Genomic DNA, 19,385 nt, shown 5'->3' on the forward strand with positions numbered 1-19,385 from the left:
CCGATGGCTGCCGGACAGTGCCGCTCAAGTATCGGCGTCGCCCGCTACGGGGCGCGTCACTGCCATTTAAGTTAAGCCGTTCGTGGTGAGGCCCTCGAACCATGAACGGCTTAACGCTCAGAGGCTTAAGATTTTCCGTCCGCCCTTCGACAAGCTCAGGGCGAACGGAAAATCCTTAACTTAATGGCAGTGACGGGGCGCGTAGGAGCCCGCTTGCGGGCGACTTGGCCGTCGGTTTCAGCGATTCGGGAAATCATTGCTGGACGGTTTTTTAGTTGAGATCCGGCGTTTGACCAGCCGCGACATACACCGCTCGTTCGGCGACGTTGGTGGCGCGGTCGGCGACCCGTTCGTAGTTATGCACGATCCACAGCAGATAGGTGCCCGTGAGCGCGAATCCCGCGTCGGTGCGCATTCTGCCAAGCACTTGCTGGATGATGGCCTCCTCGTCACGGTCGACCTGCGCTTCGCGCACCACCGCCGCGCGCGCCGTCGACTCGTCGCTGTTCGAGGTGAAGGCATCGAGCGCGTCGGTCAGCATGGCGATGGCGTTGCCGGCAACGCCGAGGATGGCCGCGACAGGTTCGGGCGGAAGGCGTTCTTCCCCGATCTTCAGCATGACGCTCGCCACATCGCCGGCATAATCGCCGATGCGTTCCAGTTCGGAAACCAGTTCCATGCAGGCGCCAAGCGCGCGCAGATCCTCGCCCGCCGGCTGATAGGCGGCGAGCGTGACCAGGCACTGCTGTTCCAGTAGGCGTCGCTGTTGATTGATGGCGGCGTCGGCCTCGATGATCCGCGCCGCCAGGATCAGATCATGCGCCTTGAGGCAGACCACCGATTGATTCAGCGCCTGGATGACCAAGGCGCCAAGGTCGCCGATGGCCGCCTGAAGCTGGACACGCTTTTTCTGGACCAGATTGATTTTATCGGCCATCGGGGCTTCCTCGTTGCGGTCGTGAGAAATGGGCTCAAGAAACAATGGCATCCTAAACCGCGTCGGATGAACGTCGGATTCCACGCGAAAGGCGGTTTCGACAACAAGTCATCGGTGCATTGCGTCATTATCGCACAAGCATGTTGCGGAAATTGGGGCTCGAAAAACCCTAAAGCCTCGTCGCGATCTGTCCCGATTCCCACAAGCGCGTACGCTCCGGTCTGTCGCGATCCTCACAAAACGGGCACGACCGATCAAGATATCGTTTTTATATCAAACGCTTGGCCAATTAATTAAAATCGGCACGACGATTGCTAAATTGCTTCTAGATTCTTTGATTCAGCGGGGCCGGGCGCCCCCGATTTTCTGGAGGCTGCGTGATGGCGTTGAAGGTATTGAGCCACGACGAGGGGGCGCCGGTCGGCGGCTGCGCGGCGAGCGGTTGCGGCAGCAGCACCGATCGGCTCGCTCATCTGCCCGAGGCGATTCGCGCGAAGGTCAACAATCACCCCTGCTTTTCGGAAGACGCGCACCATCATTACGCGCGGATGCATGTGGCGGTAGCGCCCGCCTGTAACATCCAGTGTCACTACTGCAATCGCAAATACGACTGCTCCAACGAATCCCGCCCCGGCGTGGTCTCCGAGGTGTTGACCCCGGATCAGGCGGTCAAGAAGGTCATGGCCGTGGCCGCCGCGATTCCGCAGATGACGGTGCTCGGCATCGCCGGCCCCGGCGATCCGCTGGCCAACCCGGCGCGCACCCTGGAGACCTTCCGCCAGCTCTCCGAGAAGGCGCCGGATATCAAGCTCTGCGTCTCGACCAATGGCCTGGCCCTGCCGGCTGTCGTGGATGAACTCTGCAAGCACAACATCGAGCATGTCACCATCACCATCAACTGCGTCGATCCGGACGTGGGCGCCAAAATCTATCCCTGGATTTTCTGGAACAACCGTCGCATCAAGGGGCGCCGGGCGGCCGAGATCCTGATCGAGCAGCAGCAGAAAGGGCTGGAGATGCTGGTCGCGCGCGGCGTGCTGGTCAAGGTCAATTCGGTGCTGATTCCTGGCGTCAACGACGAACATCTGAAAGAGGTGAGCCGAGTCGTCAAGGCCAAGGGCGCCTTCCTGCACAACGTCATGCCGCTGATCGCGGAGGCCGAGCATGGCACCTTCTACGGGATCATGGGACAGCGCGGTCCGACCACGGAAGAGCTTCAGGCCCTCCATGATTCCTGTGCCGGCGACATGGCCATGATGCGCCACTGCCGTCAGTGCCGCGCCGATGCGGTCGGGATGCTGGGCGAGGATCGCGGGCACGAGTTCACGCTCGACAAAATCGAGCATCTGGACATCGATTATGCCGAGGCCATGGTGCGCCGCGCGGAGGTCCATTCGGCCATCGAGGCCAACCGGACGGCGCAGCGCCGGCGCACGGGCGAAACCTTCGTCTCGCTGGCATCGCTGCAACGCAAAATCCCCGTCAAACCAGAGCCGCGCCCAGTGCTGATGGCGGTCGCGACCACCGGCGGCGGCGTCATCGACCAGCATTTCGGCCATGCCCGCGAGTTCCTGGTCTACGAGGCGTCTAGCCAGGACGTGCGCTTCATCGGCGTGCGCAAGGTGGATCAGTACTGTGCGGGCGACACGACCTGCGGCGAGGCCGAGACCGCGTTGCACAAGACCCTCCGCGCACTGGATGGCTGCGAGGTCGTCCTCTGTTCCCGGATCGGTTACGAACCCTGGAGTCAACTGGAAGCGGCCGGCATCGCGCCGAACGGCGAGCATGCGCTGGAGCCGATCGAGGAGGCGGTTACCGCCGTTTATCGCGAGATGGCCGAGTCGGGGCGTCTCGATCGGCCGATCCCGGAACCCCAGCGCATGTCCGCCTGAACCTGCATCGTGTCGAAGCGTTATTTGTCGGGAGACTGATCCGATGGCATTCCAAATCATCGAAGGCTGCGTGAACTGCTGGGCGTGCGAGCCGCTCTGTCCGAGCGGGGCGATCTTCGCGGCCACGCCGCATTTCCAGATCGACGCGAAGAAATGCACCGAGTGCGAGGGCGACTTCGCCGAGCCGCAGTGCGCGAGCATCTGCCCGGTCGAAGGGGTCATTCTCGATGGTCTGGGCGTTCCCGCAAATCCGCCCGGCTCCTTGACCGGGATCCCGCCGGAGCGCATGGCCGCGGCCATGGCCGAGATCCAGGCGCGTTAACCATGGCCTCGTCCGTGATCTTCTACGAAAAGCCGGGCTGTCTGTCGAACGGCAGGCAGAAAGCCCTGCTGACGTCGCTTGGGCATTCGCTGACCGTGCGCGATCTGCTGGCCGAGCCCTGGACCGCCGAGCGCTTGCGGTCCTTTTTCGGCGCGATGCCGGTACGCGACTGGTTCAATCCGACCGCGCCCCGCGTCAAGCAGGGCGAGGTACGCCCGGAGACGCTCGACGAATCCACGGCACTGGCCCTGATGCTCGCCGATCCGCTGCTGATCCGTCGTCCGCTGATCGAAACCGAATGCGGGCGCGGCTGCGGTTTCGCGCCGGGTCCGATGCTGGATGCGCTCGGCGTGGCGCTTGAGCCGGAGCAGGATCTCCAGTCCTGCTCGCGGATTGGTCCGGATCCGCATTGCGAGCGCCCAAGCGCTCGGGCGGCGATCCGATGACCGCCTCGCGGCAGACCGTTGCCCAACCGGGCGAGGCCGTCGGGATCGTGCCTGGCGTGCACTGGATCGGTGTCCTGGATCCGAGCCTGCGCTCGTTCGACATCATCCTGCGTACCGCCAACGGCACGACCTACAACGCCTATCTGGTGCGCGGGAGCGATGGCGTTGCCATCATCGACACCGTCAAGGCGGGGTTTGCCGAGGAATTCTTCGCGCGTCTGGAGTCGGTCGCCCGTTACGACGAGATTCGGGTCATCGTGCTCAATCATCTGGAGCCGGATCATACCGGCGCGCTGCCCGAGCTGATGCGGCGGGCCCCGCAGGCCAAACTCTACATTTCCACCCGCGCGACCACCATGCTGAAGGCGCTGCTCAAGCCCAAGGGCGACGAGCGCCCCTTCGAGTACGAGACGGTCGGCACCGGCGACGAGGTCTCGCTGGGCGACCGTACCCTGCGCTTCCTGCACACGCCCTTTCTGCACTGGCCGGATACGCAATGCACCTATCTGGTCGAGGACGGGGTGCTGTTCTCGGGTGACGTGTTCGGCTGTCACCATTGCGACAGCCGTCTGTTCAACGATCGCTGCGGCGATTTCCGGTTTGCCTTCGATTATTACTACGCACACATCATGCGTCCCTTCAAGACCTATGTGATGGACGCGATCAAGCTGATCGAGCCGCTGACGCTCAAGATCATCGCGCCCACCCATGGCCCCATTCTGCGCGATCGTCCGCGCCGCTCGCTGACCCGCTACCGCGAGCTGTCGAGCGCCAGCTTCAGCGAACGGATCGACAACGACGAGCGCTCGCTGATCGTCTTCTACATGAGCGCCTACGGCAACACCGCGCGCATGGCCGAGGCGATCTGCGCCGGCGCCGAGGAGGCGCCGGGGGTGCGCGTCTCGCTCTATGACTTGGAGGGCGGGGAACTTCAGCCCTTCGTGGATCTGATCGAATCGGCTGACGCCCTGGCGCTCGGTTCCCCGACCATCAATGGGGACGCGGTCAAGCCGATCTGGGATCTGCTCTCGTCGCTGGCCGTGATCGATCTCAAGGGCAAGCTCGGCGCGGCCTTCGGATCCTACGGCTGGACAGGCGAGGCGGTACGCATGATCGAGGATCGTCTGCGCGGCCTGAAGCTGCGGGTGCCGGTGCCGGGTGTGCGCGTCAAACTCATCCCGACCGACGAGGAACTTGACGCCTGCCGCGATTTCGGGCGCGCGCTGGCGGGGGCCATCGTCAGCGGAGAACGCGGGAAGGTCATCGATTTCGCCGACCTCGGGTGAGCGACATCAGCCGCGCGGGATCGCCATTAAGGTGATTTACGGGAAAGACCTTATCGATTTTCCGTTCGTCCTGAGCTTGTCGAAGGATGACCGGAAAATCGCGCTCCGAGGCCAACATTGCATCCGTTCATGGTTCGACCCTTCGACGGGCTCAGGACTCACCACGAACGGATGCAATGTCACCACGAAAGAGGGTATGAGCTTTTCCGGAAATCGCCTTAAGTTAAGCCATTCATGGTTCGAGGGCCTCACCACGAACGGCTTAACTTAATGGCAGTGCAGCCACGCGGGGGATGTCATCGGCGCCGGATGCAATCGACGCCGTATCCGCCACGGCGGACAGGGTTTACTTTTTATCATCGACAACACAGGAGTCTGACACCATGGCGAAAGCCAAAATTACCTTCACGGATATCGACCAGACCGTCAACGTGCCGGCCGGCACGCGGGTTATCGAAGTCTCGGAAAAGATCGGCGCGGGGATCATCTACGGTTGTCGCGAGGGCGACTGCGGCACCTGCATGATGCATGTGGAAGAAGGCTGGAACAATCTGACCGAGCCGTCGGTACTGGAGGAAAAGGTGCTGCGCGAAAACATGGCCAGCCGTCATGACCGGCTCGCCTGCCAGGCCCAGATCCTGGGCGACTGCCGCGTCAAGCCGGCCTGAGGAGACACAAAACATGGCACTCGTAACCTTTTCAAGCCCGGATTACAAGGACAAAACCGTTTACGCCGTGGCCGGAAGCCACACCGAAACCCTGCTCAAGCTGGCCAAGGAACACAAGATCCCGGTCCACCATGACTGTCAGGACGGCGAATGCGGCAACTGTCTGGTACGCGTCACCAGCGTCGATAAGAAGACGCAGCGCATGGGCTACCACCTGACCGACAAGGAGCAAACCGTCCTGCGGCACCTGGGCAAATTGACCAAGGACGATATCGACCGCATGGCGGTCGACGACATGCCGAGCGAATGGCGTCTGGCTTGCCAGATGATCGTTCGCGACGAAGATATCCTGGTGGAGTACTGAGACCGTGCTGGCCCTGGCCGACGAGCTGACGCGCGAAGCCGAACATGTCTTCGCGCGGCTGATGGCCCGTGCGGTCGGGGCTGGCAACGACACGGCCTTCGCGAGCATGATCGCGACCCGCGCGGCCGGCGGCGGCGCGCTGCCGGTCTGGCTGGGCTTGGATCTCCAGGCCTTTCGCGGACTGATAACCTATCATTTTCCCGGCGTCTCGCCCGATGTGCTGTCGGCGACCGATGGCGGGATTCCGCTCAAGGCCGCGCGCCAGGACGAGCGGGAGGAATTGATCGATCTGATGCTGACCTATCGTGCCCATGAATCGCCCTCCGAGGTCTGGATGGCCCAGACCGTGGCCGCCGGCTGCATGGCGGGCGATCACCTGTGGCATGATTTGGGTCTGTGGAATCGAGGCGAATTGACGGCGCTGATGCGCCGCAATTTCCCGTTACTGGCCGCGCGCAATGTCAAGGATATGAAGTGGAAACGGTTCCTCTACAAGCAATTGTGCGAAACCGAGGGGATCCATGTCTGCCGCGCGCCATCCTGCGAGGTCTGCGTCGACTATCATGTTTGTTTTGGACCCGAGGACTGAATTCATCCCCACGGATCTACCCGCGGGAACCCTCTACGACCGCGCGGCCGCGGCCTATCTGGGGCTGGCTGTAGGCGATGCGCTGGGCGCCACGGTCGAATTTCTGACTCCCCGCGAGATTCTGAGCCAGTATGGCGAGCACCGCGACATCGTCGGCGGCGGCTGGCTGGGACTGCGCAAGGGGCGTGTCACCGACGACACCGAGATGAGTCTTGCGCTCGGTCGGAGCATTCTGGCGACCGGCGGCGTCAACGCGGGCGCCATCGCGCATGCCTTCAGCGAGTGGATGCGGACCAAGCCGGTCGACATCGGCAACACGGTGCGGCGCGGCATCAGTCTCTACCGCCAGACCGGCGCCACCGAGGTGGCGCGACACGACTACGACGCGGGCAATGGCGCCTGCATGCGCTGCCTGCCCATCGCGCTCTATACCTTGGGCGCCGATCCGGATGCCGTGGAACAGGCCAATCGGATCCAGGCCCATGTCACCCATCACAACGCGCTGTCCGACGCGGGCACGCTCGCCGTCATCCGCATGGTGCAGGCGGGGCTGCTCGGCGGCGACCGTGGCCATCTCAAGGAACTGGCCGAAGCGCTGGTGGCCGAGGATGAGCGCTATCGCTATGACCGGCGGCGCATGGAAAATCCCGGCGGCTATCTCGTCGAGACCCTGCGCGCCGTCTTTCAGGCACTCTTTGCCACCGACAGCTTCGAGTCCGCGCTGGTAGAGGTCGTCAATCGCGGCGGCGACGCCGACACCACGGGCGCCATTCTCGGCATGATCGCCGGCGCGCACTATGGCCTGGACGCCATCCCCCGGCGCTGGCTGAACGTGCTGGACAAGGAGACGGCGCGCGACTGCAAAGCCCAGGCAATCGCGTTGCTGCGGGCATCGCCGCACATGAGCGGCGCCTAATGCGCCTATGATGACCGGATCGCCGTCATCATCCTCCGCCAAACACCTTGGCGGGACGGGGTATTCACCTCGTCCCGCACGTTTTAGGCACCAACCCAGCCGGGGCATTCGCTCCGTCCGCAACATTTTGCCGTCCCCCCAGACAGACGCCAGCGACCACCGGGAGCGCCCCAAACGCTCGGAAGGTTGTTTTCTCACTAAATGAGTTTTTCCCAGACGGACTGGGCATGTGCCCCGTCCCGCAGAGGGCGCCGATGGGTGAAGACCCCGTGCCCCTTGACGGGACGGTGCGCGCCTCGTCTACACTGAGAGCGTATCGACTCGCCCCGAGAACCGCATGAAAACCGACTCGTCCATCTATACGTTCCTCGCCACCGGCCCTGAAGCCTTTCGGGTGCTCACCGGCGGGCTGACCCTGGAGGGCGAATACGTCTTTCGTTCGGTGACCTTCAAAAGCCTGGAACGGCGCGCCGATGGCCTTTATGAACCACTGGATCCAGATCGCCCGGTCTACCTGATCGAATTTCAAGCGCAATCCGCGGCCGCGGCCTGGTACAACCTGTTGACCAAGATCGGGCTGTATGGCGAGGAACACCCCGAGCGCGAGGTTCGCGGGCTGCTGATCGTGCTCCACGCGCGCGCTCTGCCGACCCGACCGAGCCGGGTCGGCGCACCCGAGTCGATCGCCGCCGCCATCTGTCTGGAACGGTTTCTGCCGGAATGGCTGGAGCGCGAGCCGGACAACCCCTTCCTCGCCGCGCTCGCGCCGCTCATCATCACGCGCGACGCCGCGCTGACCGAGCGCGCCCCGGCGCTCTGGCACGCCATCCAGCACGCGCCGCTGGAACCCGCCGCGCGCACCGCGTTGTCACAGATTCTGGAGTTTTGGTTATTTGAACGTTTCCGGTCGCTCACGGCCGAGGAGATCTCGACGATGTTGAACATCTTTACCCCCCTCGAAGAAACCCGCGCCTATCAATCCATCTTCGTGAAGGGCGAGGCCAAAGGCAAAGCCGAGGGCGAGGCCAAAGGCAAAGCCGAAGGCAAAGCCGATAGCCTCAAGCGTCTGCTCACCCGCCGTTTCGGTCCGCTGCCAGCCGGAGTCAGCGCCCGCATTGACAGCGCCGACATCCCGCAACTGGACGCCTGGCTCGACGCCGTGCTCGACATCCAATCCCTTGACGAGTTGCTCACGCACTGATTCCGCCGCCAAACAGCGCGGGCGGGCGCAGGCGGAGCCTGGAGAAAGCCCCTACTTATAGGCCAGGTTAGCGTCACTGTGGATCAGATCGCGGGAGCCGTAGAGATCGAGCAGGCCTACTTATAGGCCAGGTTAGCGTCACTGCCATTAAGGTGATTTCCTGAAAAGCTCATACCCGCGTTCGTGGCGACATTGCATCCGTTCGTGGCGACATTGCATCCGTTCGTGGTGAGCTTGTCGAACCATGAACGGATGCAATGTCTGCCTCGGAGCATGATTTCCGTTCGTCCTGAGCAAATCCGAAGGTCTCAGGACGAACGGAAATCGGTAGAGTCATTCCCGGAAATCACCTGAGAGGGTGTAGACAAAAATAATTGAGCTGCTATTTGTATACCAGTCTACAACTGAGCTGGTGTGCGCTGATGTCGAAAGCTGGTCGTCCCCCCAAGATTCACGAGGCGGAGCAAGCGGTATTGCGTCAAATTGTCACGGATCGCCCGACCTCCACGCTGTCAGAGATTGCCCGGGAACTCGCGGCACGGACGGGAATCGAGGCTCATGAAGCAACGATTCGCAAGTCCTTGCGGGAGGCGGGCGTCACGCGCCTCCGGGGCGAGAGTGGTCTCGAGGCGCAAGCGCGCGCAACGCCGCGTCGGTATGGGTATACGGATGCGCATCGTCGCCACGACCCCGACCAAAGCTACCCAAGTTGTCTGACCGATGCGGAGTGGGACTTGGTCGCCGCTCTCTTTGAGATGCCGGGCGGGCGGGGTCAACCGCCCCGCGTGTCGCGCCGGAGCATCCTGGAGGCGTGTTGCTACGTGGTGCGCACGGGGTGCGCGTGGCGGATGCTGCCGCACGATTTCGCGCCTTGGCAGAATGTCTACAAGACGTTTCGCCGTTGGAGTGCGGCTGGGAAGTTTGAGCAGATGCATGATCGACTGCGGGGGCAATGGCGCGAACGCGAGGGGCGTGAGATCGCGCCGACGGCGGCGGTGCTGGATGCGCAATCGACCCGCGGCTCGCCGCAGGGTGGACCGAGCGGCTTTGATGCGGGCAAGCAGGTCAAGGGGCGCAAGCGCAGCCTGGTGGTCGATACCTTGGGGTTCGTGTTGGCGGTGAGCGTGGTCGCGGCCAATCTTCAGGACCGCGATGCCGCCTCGGGCGCCGTCGCTGACGCGGCCGCCAAGTACCCCCAGATCAACACGCTGTTTGTCGATAGCGCCTACGCCGGTCAATTTGCCCAAACCACCGAGCAGACCCACGCGATCCGCGTGGAAGTCGTGCGCCATCCAGCCAACAAAAGCGTTGGCTCCTGGCACGTGGACGGGGCGCCTGACCGAGTGGTGATCGCCAACGCCGACGGCTTCGTTCCGCTGCCGAAGCGCTGGGTTGTCGAGCGCACCCATGCGTGGAATGAGCGTGCCCGTCGATTGATCATGCATCATGACCGTCTGCCAGCGGTCTCCGAAACCTGGGTTTGGCTGGCGGAGGCGCGCATCCTGCTGCGGCGGTTGACCACAACGGTTTGATTTTGTCTACACCCTCTGAGGCCTCAGCTTGTCGAAGGGTCGAAGGATCGAAGTGCGAACGGAAAAGCCTTTGGGTCTGCCACCCCCTGTCGCACACAAGCAAACCCGCAGGCCCGCAGGCCCGCAAGTCACCCGCAAGCGGGCTCCTAAAAATGAGAATGGCTGGCCCTCCATGCGCCAACTCAGCCGCCAGACGAATGCACGAATCATTCTCCGATTCTGTGCGACACCTCGCGCTTCGAGAGCGATGCATCGTCTAGCATTACCCGCATGGATTCGCCGGACGAGCCCTTCCGGTTTCAGAACAACAAACGCACATTGCCCGATCCGGCGGGGATGCCCAAGGCCCATTTCGCTTCATGGCAATCCAAAGGGCGGTCGGAACCGGCGCCCCGCCAGAGAACTGACCGACCTTGACCGGCGATCAGGTTGCGGTACCCTCCCTCGGGACGCATGACACCACCGGAGACAGGATCGATGCTCATAAGCTGTACTTGCAGGACAGGGAGCGTTCCTGGTTTTCGTGCGATGCGGGCGACCATCAGCGCGGATTGCACCGCATGGTATGGGCGGTCGAACTTCCCGGCGCCAACCAACTCGCCAAGGTCGCAACCTCGGCTCGAATCGGCGGCAAGCGATTTGCCAGCACCCTCGAACGGACGACATGAAAAGTACGCCGCATCGCGCGGCATGAACGGCGTTACGCTGATTGAATTGATTGTCACGCTGTCGATTGCGGCTATTCTGCTCGCCATTGGCGTGCCAAGTTTTCAGAGTGTCATCACCAGCAATCGTCTTGTCACATCGGCAAATGATGTCCTGCTTGGGATGCATATGGCGAAAAGCGAAGCGATCCGCCAAAACACCTCGATCCGTTTTTGCCTGAATCCGACAAGCCGTGAATGGCGTGTAGCCACATCGGCGGGCACCGATATCAAGGTTGGTAGCTTACATAGCACCATTGCGGTCACCGCTGCCAATCTGGACACATCGATAACGAATCATGTTTGCGTGCGTTTCCGATCCGATGGGCTGTCTTATGATCTCGGAAACACACTGATGACAAATGGCAGTATCACCTTGACTCTGAGCGGCAGCACTCGGGCGATCAATGTGAAAACGGGTGGACTTCATGTCACGAGTAGCTGATCAGGTCATGCCGCAGCGGTTATCCCATCGACAATCGGGGTTTACTCTACTGGAAGTTTTGATTGCTGTCCTCGTCCTCGGTGTCGGAATGTTAGGAGCCGCCGCGCTGCAAATCAGCGTCATGAAGAACAATCAGAGCAGTTTCCAGCGCACTCAGGCAGTTATGTTGAGTTATTTCATGCTCGATGCAATGCGGGCCAACCGCGCGGATGCGGCGAGCGAGAACTACGACCTCACGAAGACTTGCACAGTCACGGCAGCCGGTTTGGTCCTCGTTGACAACGACAAACATTTTTGGCTCCAGGCTCTCAAGGACAATCTCGGTAACGCCGCCACCACTTGCGGGGAGATCGACTGCGCCCCCGGGGCAACGACCTGCACCGTCCGCATTTACTGGAATGACGAACGGGGAACCGGCGGGTCAGCCAGCCAGATGTTTGAAACCTCGACACGGCTATGAACACCATGCGTAACAACGGTCGCACCCTGCAAGCCGGTCTGACGTTGATCGAACTCATGATCGCCATGACCCTCGGGTTATTCTTGATGCTCGGCGTCACTAACGTGTATCTCGCTCAACGTCAAGCCTACCGAACCAACGAAAACCTCGCGAACATGCAGAATAACGCGCGCGCGGCTTTCGAACTCATGGCGCGCGAACTCCGCGAAGCAGGTGTAAATCCCTGCGGGACGCCGATCGTTTCAAACGTCACCAACGGTTCGAGCGCCTCGACCTGGCTCAATTGGAGCGCAGGCGGTATTCAGGGGTTTGAAAGCAGTGCTTCTCTGCCGGTCGATGTCGTAACCACTGCGGCAGCGCGGATCGCCGGAACCGATGCCGTCATCGTTCGTTCAGGTTCGCTCGATAATCCCATGATCATCGCCGATCACACATCGACAACGGACCCACTCAAAGTCAATACCGCCAGTCACGGATTTCTGACGAATGATCTCTTGATGGCCTGCGACTTCAGACAGGCAACGATTTTTCAGACGACGAGTGCCTCCTCGGCAAGCGTCGACATTGGACACGCGACAGGCGTTGGGACACCGGGTAACTGTAGCGACTCATTCGTGACGAACTGCGCTGGCGCCGGACATCAATTTGCCGCAAACGGGTTCCTGACGGAACTCTCGGTCACCGCCTGGTATGTCGGAGATAACGGACGCGGCGGAAGTTCGCTCTATCGCATTCTGAACGGCGGTGCGCCACAGGAGATCGCCGAAGGGATCACAGACATGCAACTCCAGTATCTCACGCGTACCGGCACCAGCCCGGCGACCGACTATGTCGACGCATCTTCCATTGCATCCTGGGCCAATACGGCTAACGCGCTAGTGATTGCCGTGCGGGTCACCCTGGATCTGGAATCGCGCGAAAACGCAGGGAGCGATGGGGCGCCTCTGAAGCGGAGCCTTATCCATGTCGTCAACCGTCGGGGTTAAAAGAGGCTTCGCATGAAAAAGACCGGTTCCCGAGCACGACAGGAAGGGGCCGCGTTGATCGTGGCCTTGATTCTGCTGGTCGTCATCACCCTCCTCAGTTTATCGGGCGTGCACACAGTTTCATTGGAAGAGCGCATGACAGCCAACACCTTTGATCGCGGTCTTGCCTTCCAGTCAGCCGAGGCCGCGCTGAAAGACGGCGAGGCGGCGGCGCTGGCGCAATCCGACGCGATTCCGCCCAATTCCGGCTTTCCCGGTTCAGGCGTCTATAACGATGCCGACAGCACCTGCGGATCCTCGACCTGCAACGCGAATGGCCTATGCGCCCAGCCCGACAAGGACTGCACGGCGCGCTGGTTGGATTCGAGCGTTACCAATTGGATGAATGCATCGGGTACGGGTCTAACCACGCTCCAGCAGGCGGTCGCAGCTCAATATCTCGTCGAATTCCTTGGCGGAAATTTCCCTTGCGATGTCGATAACCCAACCAGCGGAGCACAGAATTGCTACCGCTATCGAGTCACTGCCCGCAGCCACAATCCTGCTAGTTCGAACCGCGCCATGGTGATCCTACAAACCATTTATGCCGCCGATTGAGAGGCACATGATGAATCGCTTTAATCAGAACGGATGTGACCGACCCCGGTATCGCTTAGTGATCGTGAAGCAGTTCCTCATTGCCGCTGTTTTCGGCGCAACCATCGCTGCTGCGTCTGCGGCACCGGTGATTTTAAATACGCCGCTCATCACAAATCAGTCGACGATACCAATGAGCATGATGGTTGTTGGGCGTGACCATACACTGTTCTATGAAGCCTACAACGATGCGAGCGATCTCAATGGTGACGGGATATTAGATGTCCGTTTCAAGCCATCTATTACCTACTATGGCCTGTTCGATTCTTCTCTATGTTATTCGCATTCAGGTGGTGACGGAAACAGCGACAAATTCTCGCCGAATGGTACCGCTGGCGCTCTCGGAACGTGCGCAAGTGGATGGTCGGGGAATTGGCTGAATTACGCGACGACGAGCCGGATCGACGCGCTGCGAAAGGTGTTCTATGGTGGGTACCGTGATGTTGATACCAATTCCGAAACTGTTTTGAGACGGGCCTATATTCCGCAGGACGCCCATTCCTGGGCGAAGGAATACACCAGCACGACCGTCGACGGTTATGACATTGCCAATTACACGCCATTGGGCCAACCGCCGGCAGGAAAGCGGCATTTTTTCGGGAATCTGACCGCCACTGCTGGCGTGAATTGCTCTACCTTGTCAGATTGCAGCGATAAGCCACCCTTGTTGCGGGTCGTTCGGCGAAGCGACCGACGGGTCTGGAATTGGGCATCCACCGAGCGGCCCGTGCTGAAATGGGATGACGATGGAGGGGTTGATCGGGATGACTACACGGTTCGAGTTGAAGTCTGCACCGGAACATACTCCGGCGGCTGCAAGCGGTATCCAAACGGTAGCCTCAAACCCATAGGGCTGCTGCATGAATATGGCGAGAACGACACCATGTTGTTCGGTCTATTGACTGGAAGCTACAACAAGAACAAGTCCGGTGGCGTATTACGCAAGGTCGTCTCCTCATTCAAGAGTGAGGTTAATGCGAACACGGGACAGTTCATCGCTGCGGATGCAACGATTGTGAATGCCCTAAACAACCTACGGATTCGGGATTTTAACAATAACCGCTCTGACAACGCATATCGCGGCGGATGGGTGACCACCAGAGCGATGAATGAGGGTGAGTTCATCGACTGGGGTAACCCGACCGGCGAGATGATGTACGAGACTTTACGCTATTTTGCCGGTAAGGCGTCCGCGACCACGGCATTCGCAACGACCGGAGGCTACGACGCGCAGCTCGGGCTCCCTGTCGCGACCTGGGACGACCCCTACGACCGGACGAACAGCGCGGCAAAGGCGCATTGGTGCGCGCGCCCCAACATGATGGTGGTATCCGGGATCAACCCTTCATTCGATTCGGATCAGGTTCCCGGCACTGCCTTTGGTTCATTTTCCGATTCTCTCGGCAGTCTGAATGTCGCCACTGTGGCGCAAACGATCACCACGGGCGAAACCGGCATCACTGGGATGCGGTTTATCGGTCAATCCGGAACCGAGTACGATGGTGCGCCGACGGCAAAAAATGTGGCATCCCTGGGAACGATCCGTGGTCTGGCACCCGAGGAACCCACCAAGCAGGGTAGCTACTATTCGGCGGCGGTTGCCCATTATGGCAAGATCACCGATCTCCGCACCCTGACCGGAACGCAGACGGTCGATACTTATTCGGTTGTCTTGAGTTCCCCACTCCCGCGCATCGAGGCCAAGACGACATCAGGCAGCATTATCACGCTGGTGCCGTTCGCTAAGTCGGTAGGCGGTGAAAGCATTTCAAATACCAAGGGCCAATTTCAGCCAACCAACCAGATCGTCGATTTCTACGTCGACACCATCGTCAATACGTCCGGTTCGAGCGGCGCGGACTATAACTCGACGATCAACGGCGGGCGCTATTACGCGAGTTTCCGGATTAATTTCGAGGACGTGGAGCAGGGTGCGGACCACGACATGGATGCTATCGTCGTCTATGAAATTTCCGCCGAAGCGGATGGCAATCTCAAGGTTAAGCTCACGCCGGAATATCAGGCTGGCGGTATCCAGCACAGCATGGGTTACGTGATCTCCGGCACGAAGAATGCCGACGGCGTGTACCTGGTTGTTCAGGACGAAAACGTTAATCGCACCTATTATCTCAACGTCCCCCCAGGGCAGATCCCTGGTTATTGCGATGTTTCCACTCCACCTGCCGCGTGTCAGAAGCTGCCTTACATTGGCGGGACTGGGACGCTGGCGTATAGCGAGCGTTTTTTTGAAGGGGGTTCGTCGGGAGCTACTCTCTTACGCGATCCGCTTTGGTTTGCATCTAAATGGGGCGGTTTCGTCGATTTCAACGATAACGACAAGCCTGATCTCCCAAGCGAGTGGGATGCCGACAACAACGGCGTACCGGACACCTATTTCCTGGTGCAGAACCCGCTCAAATTGCGCGAGGCGCTGAAAAAGAGTCTAGATACCATCGTCGAGCGCAGCGCGAGCGCGGGCAACATCACCTCGAATGGCCAGAAGATCGACGGTAACACACGGGTGTTCCAGTCCCAGTTCAACAGCGCCACCTGGGATGGTGAGTTGTTTGCTTTCCCGATCACGTCATCCGGAGTCAGCGCAACGCCATCCTGGAAGGCGTCGGAACATCTTCCGGTCGCTGCGTCGCGGAAAATCTTCGCCTGGAATGACGCAACGACAACGGGAATTGCATTTACCTGGGCCTCGTTATCCACTGATCAGCAAACCGCCTTGGGAAGCGCCAATGTCCTCGATTATCTGCGCGGCGATCAGAGCAAGGAAATCCAGAACGCCGGGATCTATCGAACCCGCAAAAAACTGCTGGGCGATATCGTTCACTCATCGCCCTACTACGTGAAAGACACCGATACGGTGTATGTCGGCGGGAACGACGGGATGCTGCATGCCTTTAATGCAGTCACTGGCGCGGAAGTGTTCGCGTACATTCCGGGGCTCGTGTTCGGCAATCTGGCCGAGTTGGCCTTGCCAACCTATAGCCACAAGTTTTTCGTCGATGGCGATCTTGCGGTCTCGTCGCTCGCCGAGACACCTGGAAAAAACATCCTAATCGGATCGACTGGCCGAGGCATCAAGGGCCTGTTCGCGCTGAATGTAACCACGCCAGGCTCATTTGCGGCATCCAATGCCTTATGGGAATACAGCGGTGCGACGGATGACGATCTCGGCTTTGTTCTCGGGCGGCCTCAGATCGGCACGCTTGAGAATGACGCCAAGGTCGTGGTGTTTGGAAACGGTCATAACAGCGTAAATGGAAAAGCCGTTCTCTATGTGTTCGGTCTGGAGACCGGTACCGAATTGAAAAAGATCCCCGTCACCGCGGGAGGAAACGACAACGGACTCTCCACACCCACGCTCTACGACAGCGACGGCAATGGCAAGATCGACACCGTCTACGCCGGGGATCTGAAAGGCAATGTCTGGCGTTTCGATGTCACTGGAGCAGCATCTGCCTGGGACTCCCATTATCTCTCGGGTACTACGCCCGTTCCCTTCTTTACCGCCATGAGTCCGGTCGATCCAGCCCCTTCGACGCCCCCCGTGTTTGTCGACGAGAACAAACCGCAAGCGATCACGGCCCAATTGACAGTCGCCAAGAATACCGTCACCAGCGACCCAAATTATGGCAAGACCTTCCTGTTCTTCGGCACTGGCAGCTATGTCTACCAAGGCGACCCCGCTTACGAACAGGTTCAGTCCTGGTATGGTCTGATCGATGACAACACAACGATCAGTTCGCGAACGAACTTGGCGTTGCGCGAGATCAAATTGAGTGGCACGGTCGCAAGTTATGACGTTAGGGCTTTCTCCGAGGCAACTGCCGGGGACATGACAGGCAAGAAGGGTTGGGTTCTGGATCTGATGGACCCAGATCCGCGCGGCGAGCGTATCGTGACCCGCTCGAATCTCTATCAGCTTCTTGAGCCGGTGTTGATTGCGAGCAGTATCATTCCCGACGATGATCCGTGCGAGGCTGGCGGCAGTGGATTCGTGAACGCGATCAATCCCTTCACGGGGGCGCGGCTTGGATATTCGCCTTTCGATCTGAATGACGATGCCCAATTTGACGAAAGCGACAAGCTCGTTCCCACTGATGGCACGAGTCGTAAAGTCGTTGGATCGTTCGATCCGGGGGTTGCAATGCCTGGGGAACCAAGCGTCATCGGAGATCGTTTAGTGGTCGGCGGCTCATCCGGAGATATTGCCGATATGCGTGTCAACCTCGGCAATAAACGCACAGGTCGTCTGTCATGGCGAGAAATCAAGGGGGATTGAGGCATGAGATCTCGGAAAGGCTTTACATTGATCGAATTGATGATCACGGTAGCGATCGTCGGCATTCTCGCGGCGATCGCTTACCCGAGTTATCAGAATCAGGTTTTGAAAACGCGCCGCGCGGCCGCAAAGGGCTGTTTACTTGAACTCGCCCAGTTTATGGATCGATTTTACACGACTACGATGGTGTATACCGGGGCTGTTTTACCGGCAACCGCCTGCCGGACAGACCTAGCGAGTTTCTACACCTTTAGTTTTCCGGTTGCCGTCACGGCAACGACCTACTCGATTCAGGCCGCCCCTCAAGGTGCTCAGACAGGCGATACGCTGTGTGGCACCTTGGGCATCAACCAGGTCGGAACCAGAACCGAAAGCGGCACCGGCACGGCCGCCGATTGCTGGTGAGCCAGCCGGACGGGGGCATTCGCCCCGTCCCGCAGTTCCGGGGACAGTGCCTGCAATTGCCAGCGGATCGTGCCTAGATCCGTTCCCATCCCCCGCCGGCGAATCGGCTACACTCGCCCCATGACAGCAGACAACTCAACCGCCGAGACCTCACTCAAATAACGACTTCGACAGCCCCTGGTAAAGAAGCCCTGGAACGCTTCTTCCCGGAGTTCCTCGCGCTGTTGTTCCCGGTCATTCATGCCCAGATCGACTGGCGCGCGGCACCGGAGTTTCTCGACAAGGAACTGCAACAGATCGGCGCCGATAGCCCGCGCGGTCGGCGCTATGCCGACAAACTGGTGCGCGCGCGCGCTCGACGGTCACGCGGTCGCGGTGCTGATCCATGTCGAAGTCCAAGGCGACGCCGAGAGCGGTTTTGGCGAACGGATGTTCGTCTACCAGACCCGACTGCGCGATCGCTACGGCTTGGATGTCGTCAGCCTCACGGTCCTGACCGACACCACCGCCAGCTTTCGCCCCAGCCAGTTTCGCCATCGTCGCTGGGGCTGCGGGATCGCCTTCCGCTTTCCGATGGTCAAACTGCTTGACTGCGTCGCGCCGCAACGCTGGGCGGAACTGGAAGCGAGCGACAACGTCTTCGCCCTGGTGGTCATGGCCCAGATCCGCGCCAAGGTGACGAACGAGGCCGAGACGCTCAAAGGCTGGAAATTTCGCCTGATCCGCCGGATGTACGAACGCGGCTATCCGCAGACGCTGATCCTGGAAGTCTTCCGCCTCATCGACTGGATGATCCGTCTGCCCAAGGCACTGGAAGCGGACTTTCGTCAAGAACTCTATGCCTACGAGGAGCAACACCGGATGCCGTATGCCACGACTGTTGAACAAGCGGGGATTGAGAAGGGGTTGCAGCAGGGAGTGCAACAGGGGTTGCAACAGGGGTTGCAGCGTGGCGAAGCCACCATCCTGATGCGCCTGTTTTCCTGCAAATTTGGTCCCGATTTGGTTGAGACCTATCGCTCGCGCATCGAATCCGCCGAGCCCGAGCAACTCGAAGTCTGGTCCGAGCGTCTCCTCACCGCCGATACCCCCGAGACCATTTTCCATTGAGCCGGGGAGAGACAAGGGCGTCTCCCCTTTGAACAGGATGCAGGCTGGTGGGGGCGAATTTATTCACCGCGTGGGGTGCGCGGATTCAGGGGGGTGCGGGAGATGTAGGAGCGAATGAATTCGCCCCTACGACGATACAGTGCCGCATCCGCGTCTAGCGGATCGCTCCGCGTTCTGGAGCCCTGGCGGATC

Annotated in this window: 19 protein-coding genes; 17 read left to right on the plus strand and 2 right to left on the minus strand. The window is 60.3% G+C overall.

What is annotated here, in order from left to right; translation table 11 throughout:
* Positions 1-271: 271 nt before the first annotated feature.
* Positions 272-937, minus strand: a complete 666-nt coding sequence (gene phoU, locus THIVI_RS10260; RefSeq protein WP_014778528.1) for a phosphate signaling complex protein PhoU — start codon at positions 935-937, stop codon at positions 272-274.
* Between the two features lie 380 nt (positions 938-1,317).
* Between phoU and nifB the strand changes: the two genes are divergently transcribed.
* From nifB to THIVI_RS10310, 10 genes are all read left to right on the plus strand, one after another.
* The gene (gene nifB / locus THIVI_RS10265) at positions 1,318-2,829 is read left to right on the plus strand and encodes a nitrogenase cofactor biosynthesis protein NifB (protein ID WP_014778529.1); all 1,512 of its coding nucleotides are present in this window, start codon (positions 1,318-1,320) and stop codon (positions 2,827-2,829) included.
* Positions 2,830-2,872: 43 nt separating this feature from the next.
* Positions 2,873-3,151, plus strand: a complete 279-nt coding sequence (locus THIVI_RS10270) for a 4Fe-4S dicluster domain-containing protein (RefSeq protein WP_014778530.1) — start codon at positions 2,873-2,875, stop codon at positions 3,149-3,151.
* Between the two features lie 2 nt (positions 3,152-3,153).
* The gene (locus tag THIVI_RS10275; protein WP_014778531.1) at positions 3,154-3,597 is read left to right on the plus strand and encodes an ArsC/Spx/MgsR family protein; all 444 of its coding nucleotides are present in this window, start codon (positions 3,154-3,156) and stop codon (positions 3,595-3,597) included.
* A complete protein-coding gene (locus THIVI_RS10280) occupies positions 3,594-4,883 on the plus strand; it encodes an FprA family A-type flavoprotein (protein WP_014778532.1) in 1,290 nt (429 codons plus the stop codon). Before THIVI_RS10275 ends, THIVI_RS10280 begins: the two co-directional genes overlap by 4 nt.
* A gap of 383 nt (positions 4,884-5,266) precedes the next feature.
* Positions 5,267-5,551 carry a 2Fe-2S iron-sulfur cluster-binding protein gene (locus tag THIVI_RS10285; RefSeq protein WP_014778533.1) on the plus strand — a complete coding sequence of 95 codons (285 nt, stop codon included), beginning with the start codon at positions 5,267-5,269 and terminating at the stop codon, positions 5,549-5,551.
* A 13-nt stretch (positions 5,552-5,564) separates the two neighbouring features.
* Positions 5,565-5,915, plus strand: coding sequence for a 2Fe-2S iron-sulfur cluster-binding protein (locus tag THIVI_RS10290; RefSeq protein WP_014778534.1), 351 nt, complete (start codon positions 5,565-5,567; stop codon positions 5,913-5,915).
* A gap of 4 nt (positions 5,916-5,919) precedes the next feature.
* Entirely contained in the window at positions 5,920-6,504 is a 585-nt protein-coding gene (locus tag THIVI_RS10295; RefSeq protein WP_014778535.1) for a nitrogen fixation protein NifQ, read from the plus strand.
* Entirely contained in the window at positions 6,479-7,420 is a 942-nt protein-coding gene (draG, locus tag THIVI_RS10300; RefSeq protein ID WP_014778536.1) for an ADP-ribosyl-[dinitrogen reductase] hydrolase, read from the plus strand. The genes THIVI_RS10295 and draG overlap by 26 nt, the downstream gene beginning before the upstream one ends.
* Before the next feature lie 337 nt (positions 7,421-7,757).
* A complete protein-coding gene (locus tag THIVI_RS10305) occupies positions 7,758-8,621 on the plus strand; it encodes a DUF2887 domain-containing protein (RefSeq protein WP_014778537.1) in 864 nt (287 codons plus the stop codon).
* Between the two features lie 422 nt (positions 8,622-9,043).
* Positions 9,044-10,153 carry an IS5 family transposase gene (locus THIVI_RS10310; protein ID WP_041447215.1) on the plus strand — a complete coding sequence of 370 codons (1,110 nt, stop codon included), beginning with the start codon at positions 9,044-9,046 and terminating at the stop codon, positions 10,151-10,153.
* A 299-nt stretch (positions 10,154-10,452) separates the two neighbouring features.
* On the opposite strand, the gene THIVI_RS25325 is transcribed toward THIVI_RS10310, so the two are convergent.
* Positions 10,453-10,845, minus strand: coding sequence for a hypothetical protein (locus THIVI_RS25325; RefSeq protein ID WP_041446940.1), 393 nt, complete (start codon positions 10,843-10,845; stop codon positions 10,453-10,455).
* Here THIVI_RS25325 and THIVI_RS25330 point away from each other — a divergent pair.
* The 7 genes from THIVI_RS25330 (at position 10,844) to THIVI_RS10355 (ending at position 19,193) form a co-directional block, all read left to right on the plus strand.
* Positions 10,844-11,302: a GspH/FimT family pseudopilin gene (locus THIVI_RS25330; RefSeq protein ID WP_041446941.1), complete on the plus strand. Its 459-nt coding sequence runs from the start codon at positions 10,844-10,846 to the stop codon at positions 11,300-11,302. The two genes, THIVI_RS25325 and THIVI_RS25330, sit on opposite strands and share 2 nt — an antisense overlap.
* The gene (gene pilV / locus THIVI_RS10325; RefSeq protein WP_157174421.1) at positions 11,286-11,762 is read left to right on the plus strand and encodes a type IV pilus modification protein PilV; all 477 of its coding nucleotides are present in this window, start codon (positions 11,286-11,288) and stop codon (positions 11,760-11,762) included. Before THIVI_RS25330 ends, pilV begins: the two co-directional genes overlap by 17 nt.
* Positions 11,759-12,748, plus strand: coding sequence for a PilW family protein (locus THIVI_RS10330; protein WP_014778540.1), 990 nt, complete (start codon positions 11,759-11,761; stop codon positions 12,746-12,748). The genes pilV and THIVI_RS10330 overlap by 4 nt, the downstream gene beginning before the upstream one ends.
* A 12-nt stretch (positions 12,749-12,760) precedes the next feature.
* On the plus strand, positions 12,761-13,345 hold the full coding sequence (locus THIVI_RS10335; RefSeq protein WP_014778541.1) for a pilus assembly PilX family protein: 585 nt from the start codon (positions 12,761-12,763) through the stop codon (positions 13,343-13,345).
* Between the two features lie 7 nt (positions 13,346-13,352).
* A complete protein-coding gene (locus tag THIVI_RS10340) occupies positions 13,353-17,678 on the plus strand; it encodes a pilus assembly protein (RefSeq protein ID WP_217160983.1) in 4,326 nt (1,441 codons plus the stop codon).
* Positions 17,679-17,681: 3 nt separating this feature from the next.
* Positions 17,682-18,083, plus strand: a complete 402-nt coding sequence (locus tag THIVI_RS10345; RefSeq protein WP_014778543.1) for a type IV pilin protein — start codon at positions 17,682-17,684, stop codon at positions 18,081-18,083.
* A 327-nt stretch (positions 18,084-18,410) separates the two neighbouring features.
* Positions 18,411-19,193 carry an RpnC/YadD family protein gene (locus THIVI_RS10355; protein WP_245537424.1) on the plus strand — a complete coding sequence of 261 codons (783 nt, stop codon included), beginning with the start codon at positions 18,411-18,413 and terminating at the stop codon, positions 19,191-19,193.
* Positions 19,194-19,385: the final 192 nt, after the last annotated feature.

The organism is Thiocystis violascens DSM 198, from assembly GCF_000227745.2.
Taxonomy (GTDB): Bacteria; Pseudomonadota; Gammaproteobacteria; order Chromatiales; family Chromatiaceae; genus Chromatium; species Chromatium violascens.

What these genes read in the sequence shown, in the direction of transcription:
- phoU (WP_014778528.1), bottom strand. Translation starts at nt 937, where the DNA reads ATGGCCGATAAAATCAATCTGGTCCAGAAAAAGCGTGTCCAGCTTCAG.
- nifB (WP_014778529.1), top strand. Translation starts at nt 1,318, where the DNA reads ATGGCGTTGAAGGTATTGAGCCACGACGAGGGGGCGCCGGTCGGCGGC.
- THIVI_RS10270 (WP_014778530.1), top strand. Translation starts at nt 2,873, where the DNA reads ATGGCATTCCAAATCATCGAAGGCTGCGTGAACTGCTGGGCGTGCGAG.
- THIVI_RS10275 (WP_014778531.1), top strand. Translation starts at nt 3,154, where the DNA reads ATGGCCTCGTCCGTGATCTTCTACGAAAAGCCGGGCTGTCTGTCGAAC.
- THIVI_RS10280 (WP_014778532.1), top strand. Translation starts at nt 3,594, where the DNA reads ATGACCGCCTCGCGGCAGACCGTTGCCCAACCGGGCGAGGCCGTCGGG.
- THIVI_RS10285 (WP_014778533.1), top strand. Translation starts at nt 5,267, where the DNA reads ATGGCGAAAGCCAAAATTACCTTCACGGATATCGACCAGACCGTCAAC.
- THIVI_RS10290 (WP_014778534.1), top strand. Translation starts at nt 5,565, where the DNA reads ATGGCACTCGTAACCTTTTCAAGCCCGGATTACAAGGACAAAACCGTT.
- draG (WP_014778536.1), top strand. Translation starts at nt 6,479, where the DNA reads ATGTTTGTTTTGGACCCGAGGACTGAATTCATCCCCACGGATCTACCC.
- THIVI_RS10305 (WP_014778537.1), top strand. Translation starts at nt 7,758, where the DNA reads ATGAAAACCGACTCGTCCATCTATACGTTCCTCGCCACCGGCCCTGAA.
- THIVI_RS10310 (WP_041447215.1), top strand. Translation starts at nt 9,044, where the DNA reads ATGTCGAAAGCTGGTCGTCCCCCCAAGATTCACGAGGCGGAGCAAGCG.
- THIVI_RS25330 (WP_041446941.1), top strand. Translation starts at nt 10,844, where the DNA reads ATGAACGGCGTTACGCTGATTGAATTGATTGTCACGCTGTCGATTGCG.
- THIVI_RS25325 (WP_041446940.1), bottom strand. Translation starts at nt 10,845, where the DNA reads ATGCCGCGCGATGCGGCGTACTTTTCATGTCGTCCGTTCGAGGGTGCT.
- pilV (WP_157174421.1), top strand. Translation starts at nt 11,286, where the DNA reads ATGTCACGAGTAGCTGATCAGGTCATGCCGCAGCGGTTATCCCATCGA.
- THIVI_RS10330 (WP_014778540.1), top strand. Translation starts at nt 11,759, where the DNA reads ATGAACACCATGCGTAACAACGGTCGCACCCTGCAAGCCGGTCTGACG.
- THIVI_RS10335 (WP_014778541.1), top strand. Translation starts at nt 12,761, where the DNA reads ATGAAAAAGACCGGTTCCCGAGCACGACAGGAAGGGGCCGCGTTGATC.
- THIVI_RS10340 (WP_217160983.1), top strand. Translation starts at nt 13,353, where the DNA reads ATGATGAATCGCTTTAATCAGAACGGATGTGACCGACCCCGGTATCGC.
- THIVI_RS10345 (WP_014778543.1), top strand. Translation starts at nt 17,682, where the DNA reads ATGAGATCTCGGAAAGGCTTTACATTGATCGAATTGATGATCACGGTA.
- THIVI_RS10355 (WP_245537424.1), top strand. Translation starts at nt 18,411, where the DNA reads ATGCCGACAAACTGGTGCGCGCGCGCGCTCGACGGTCACGCGGTCGCG.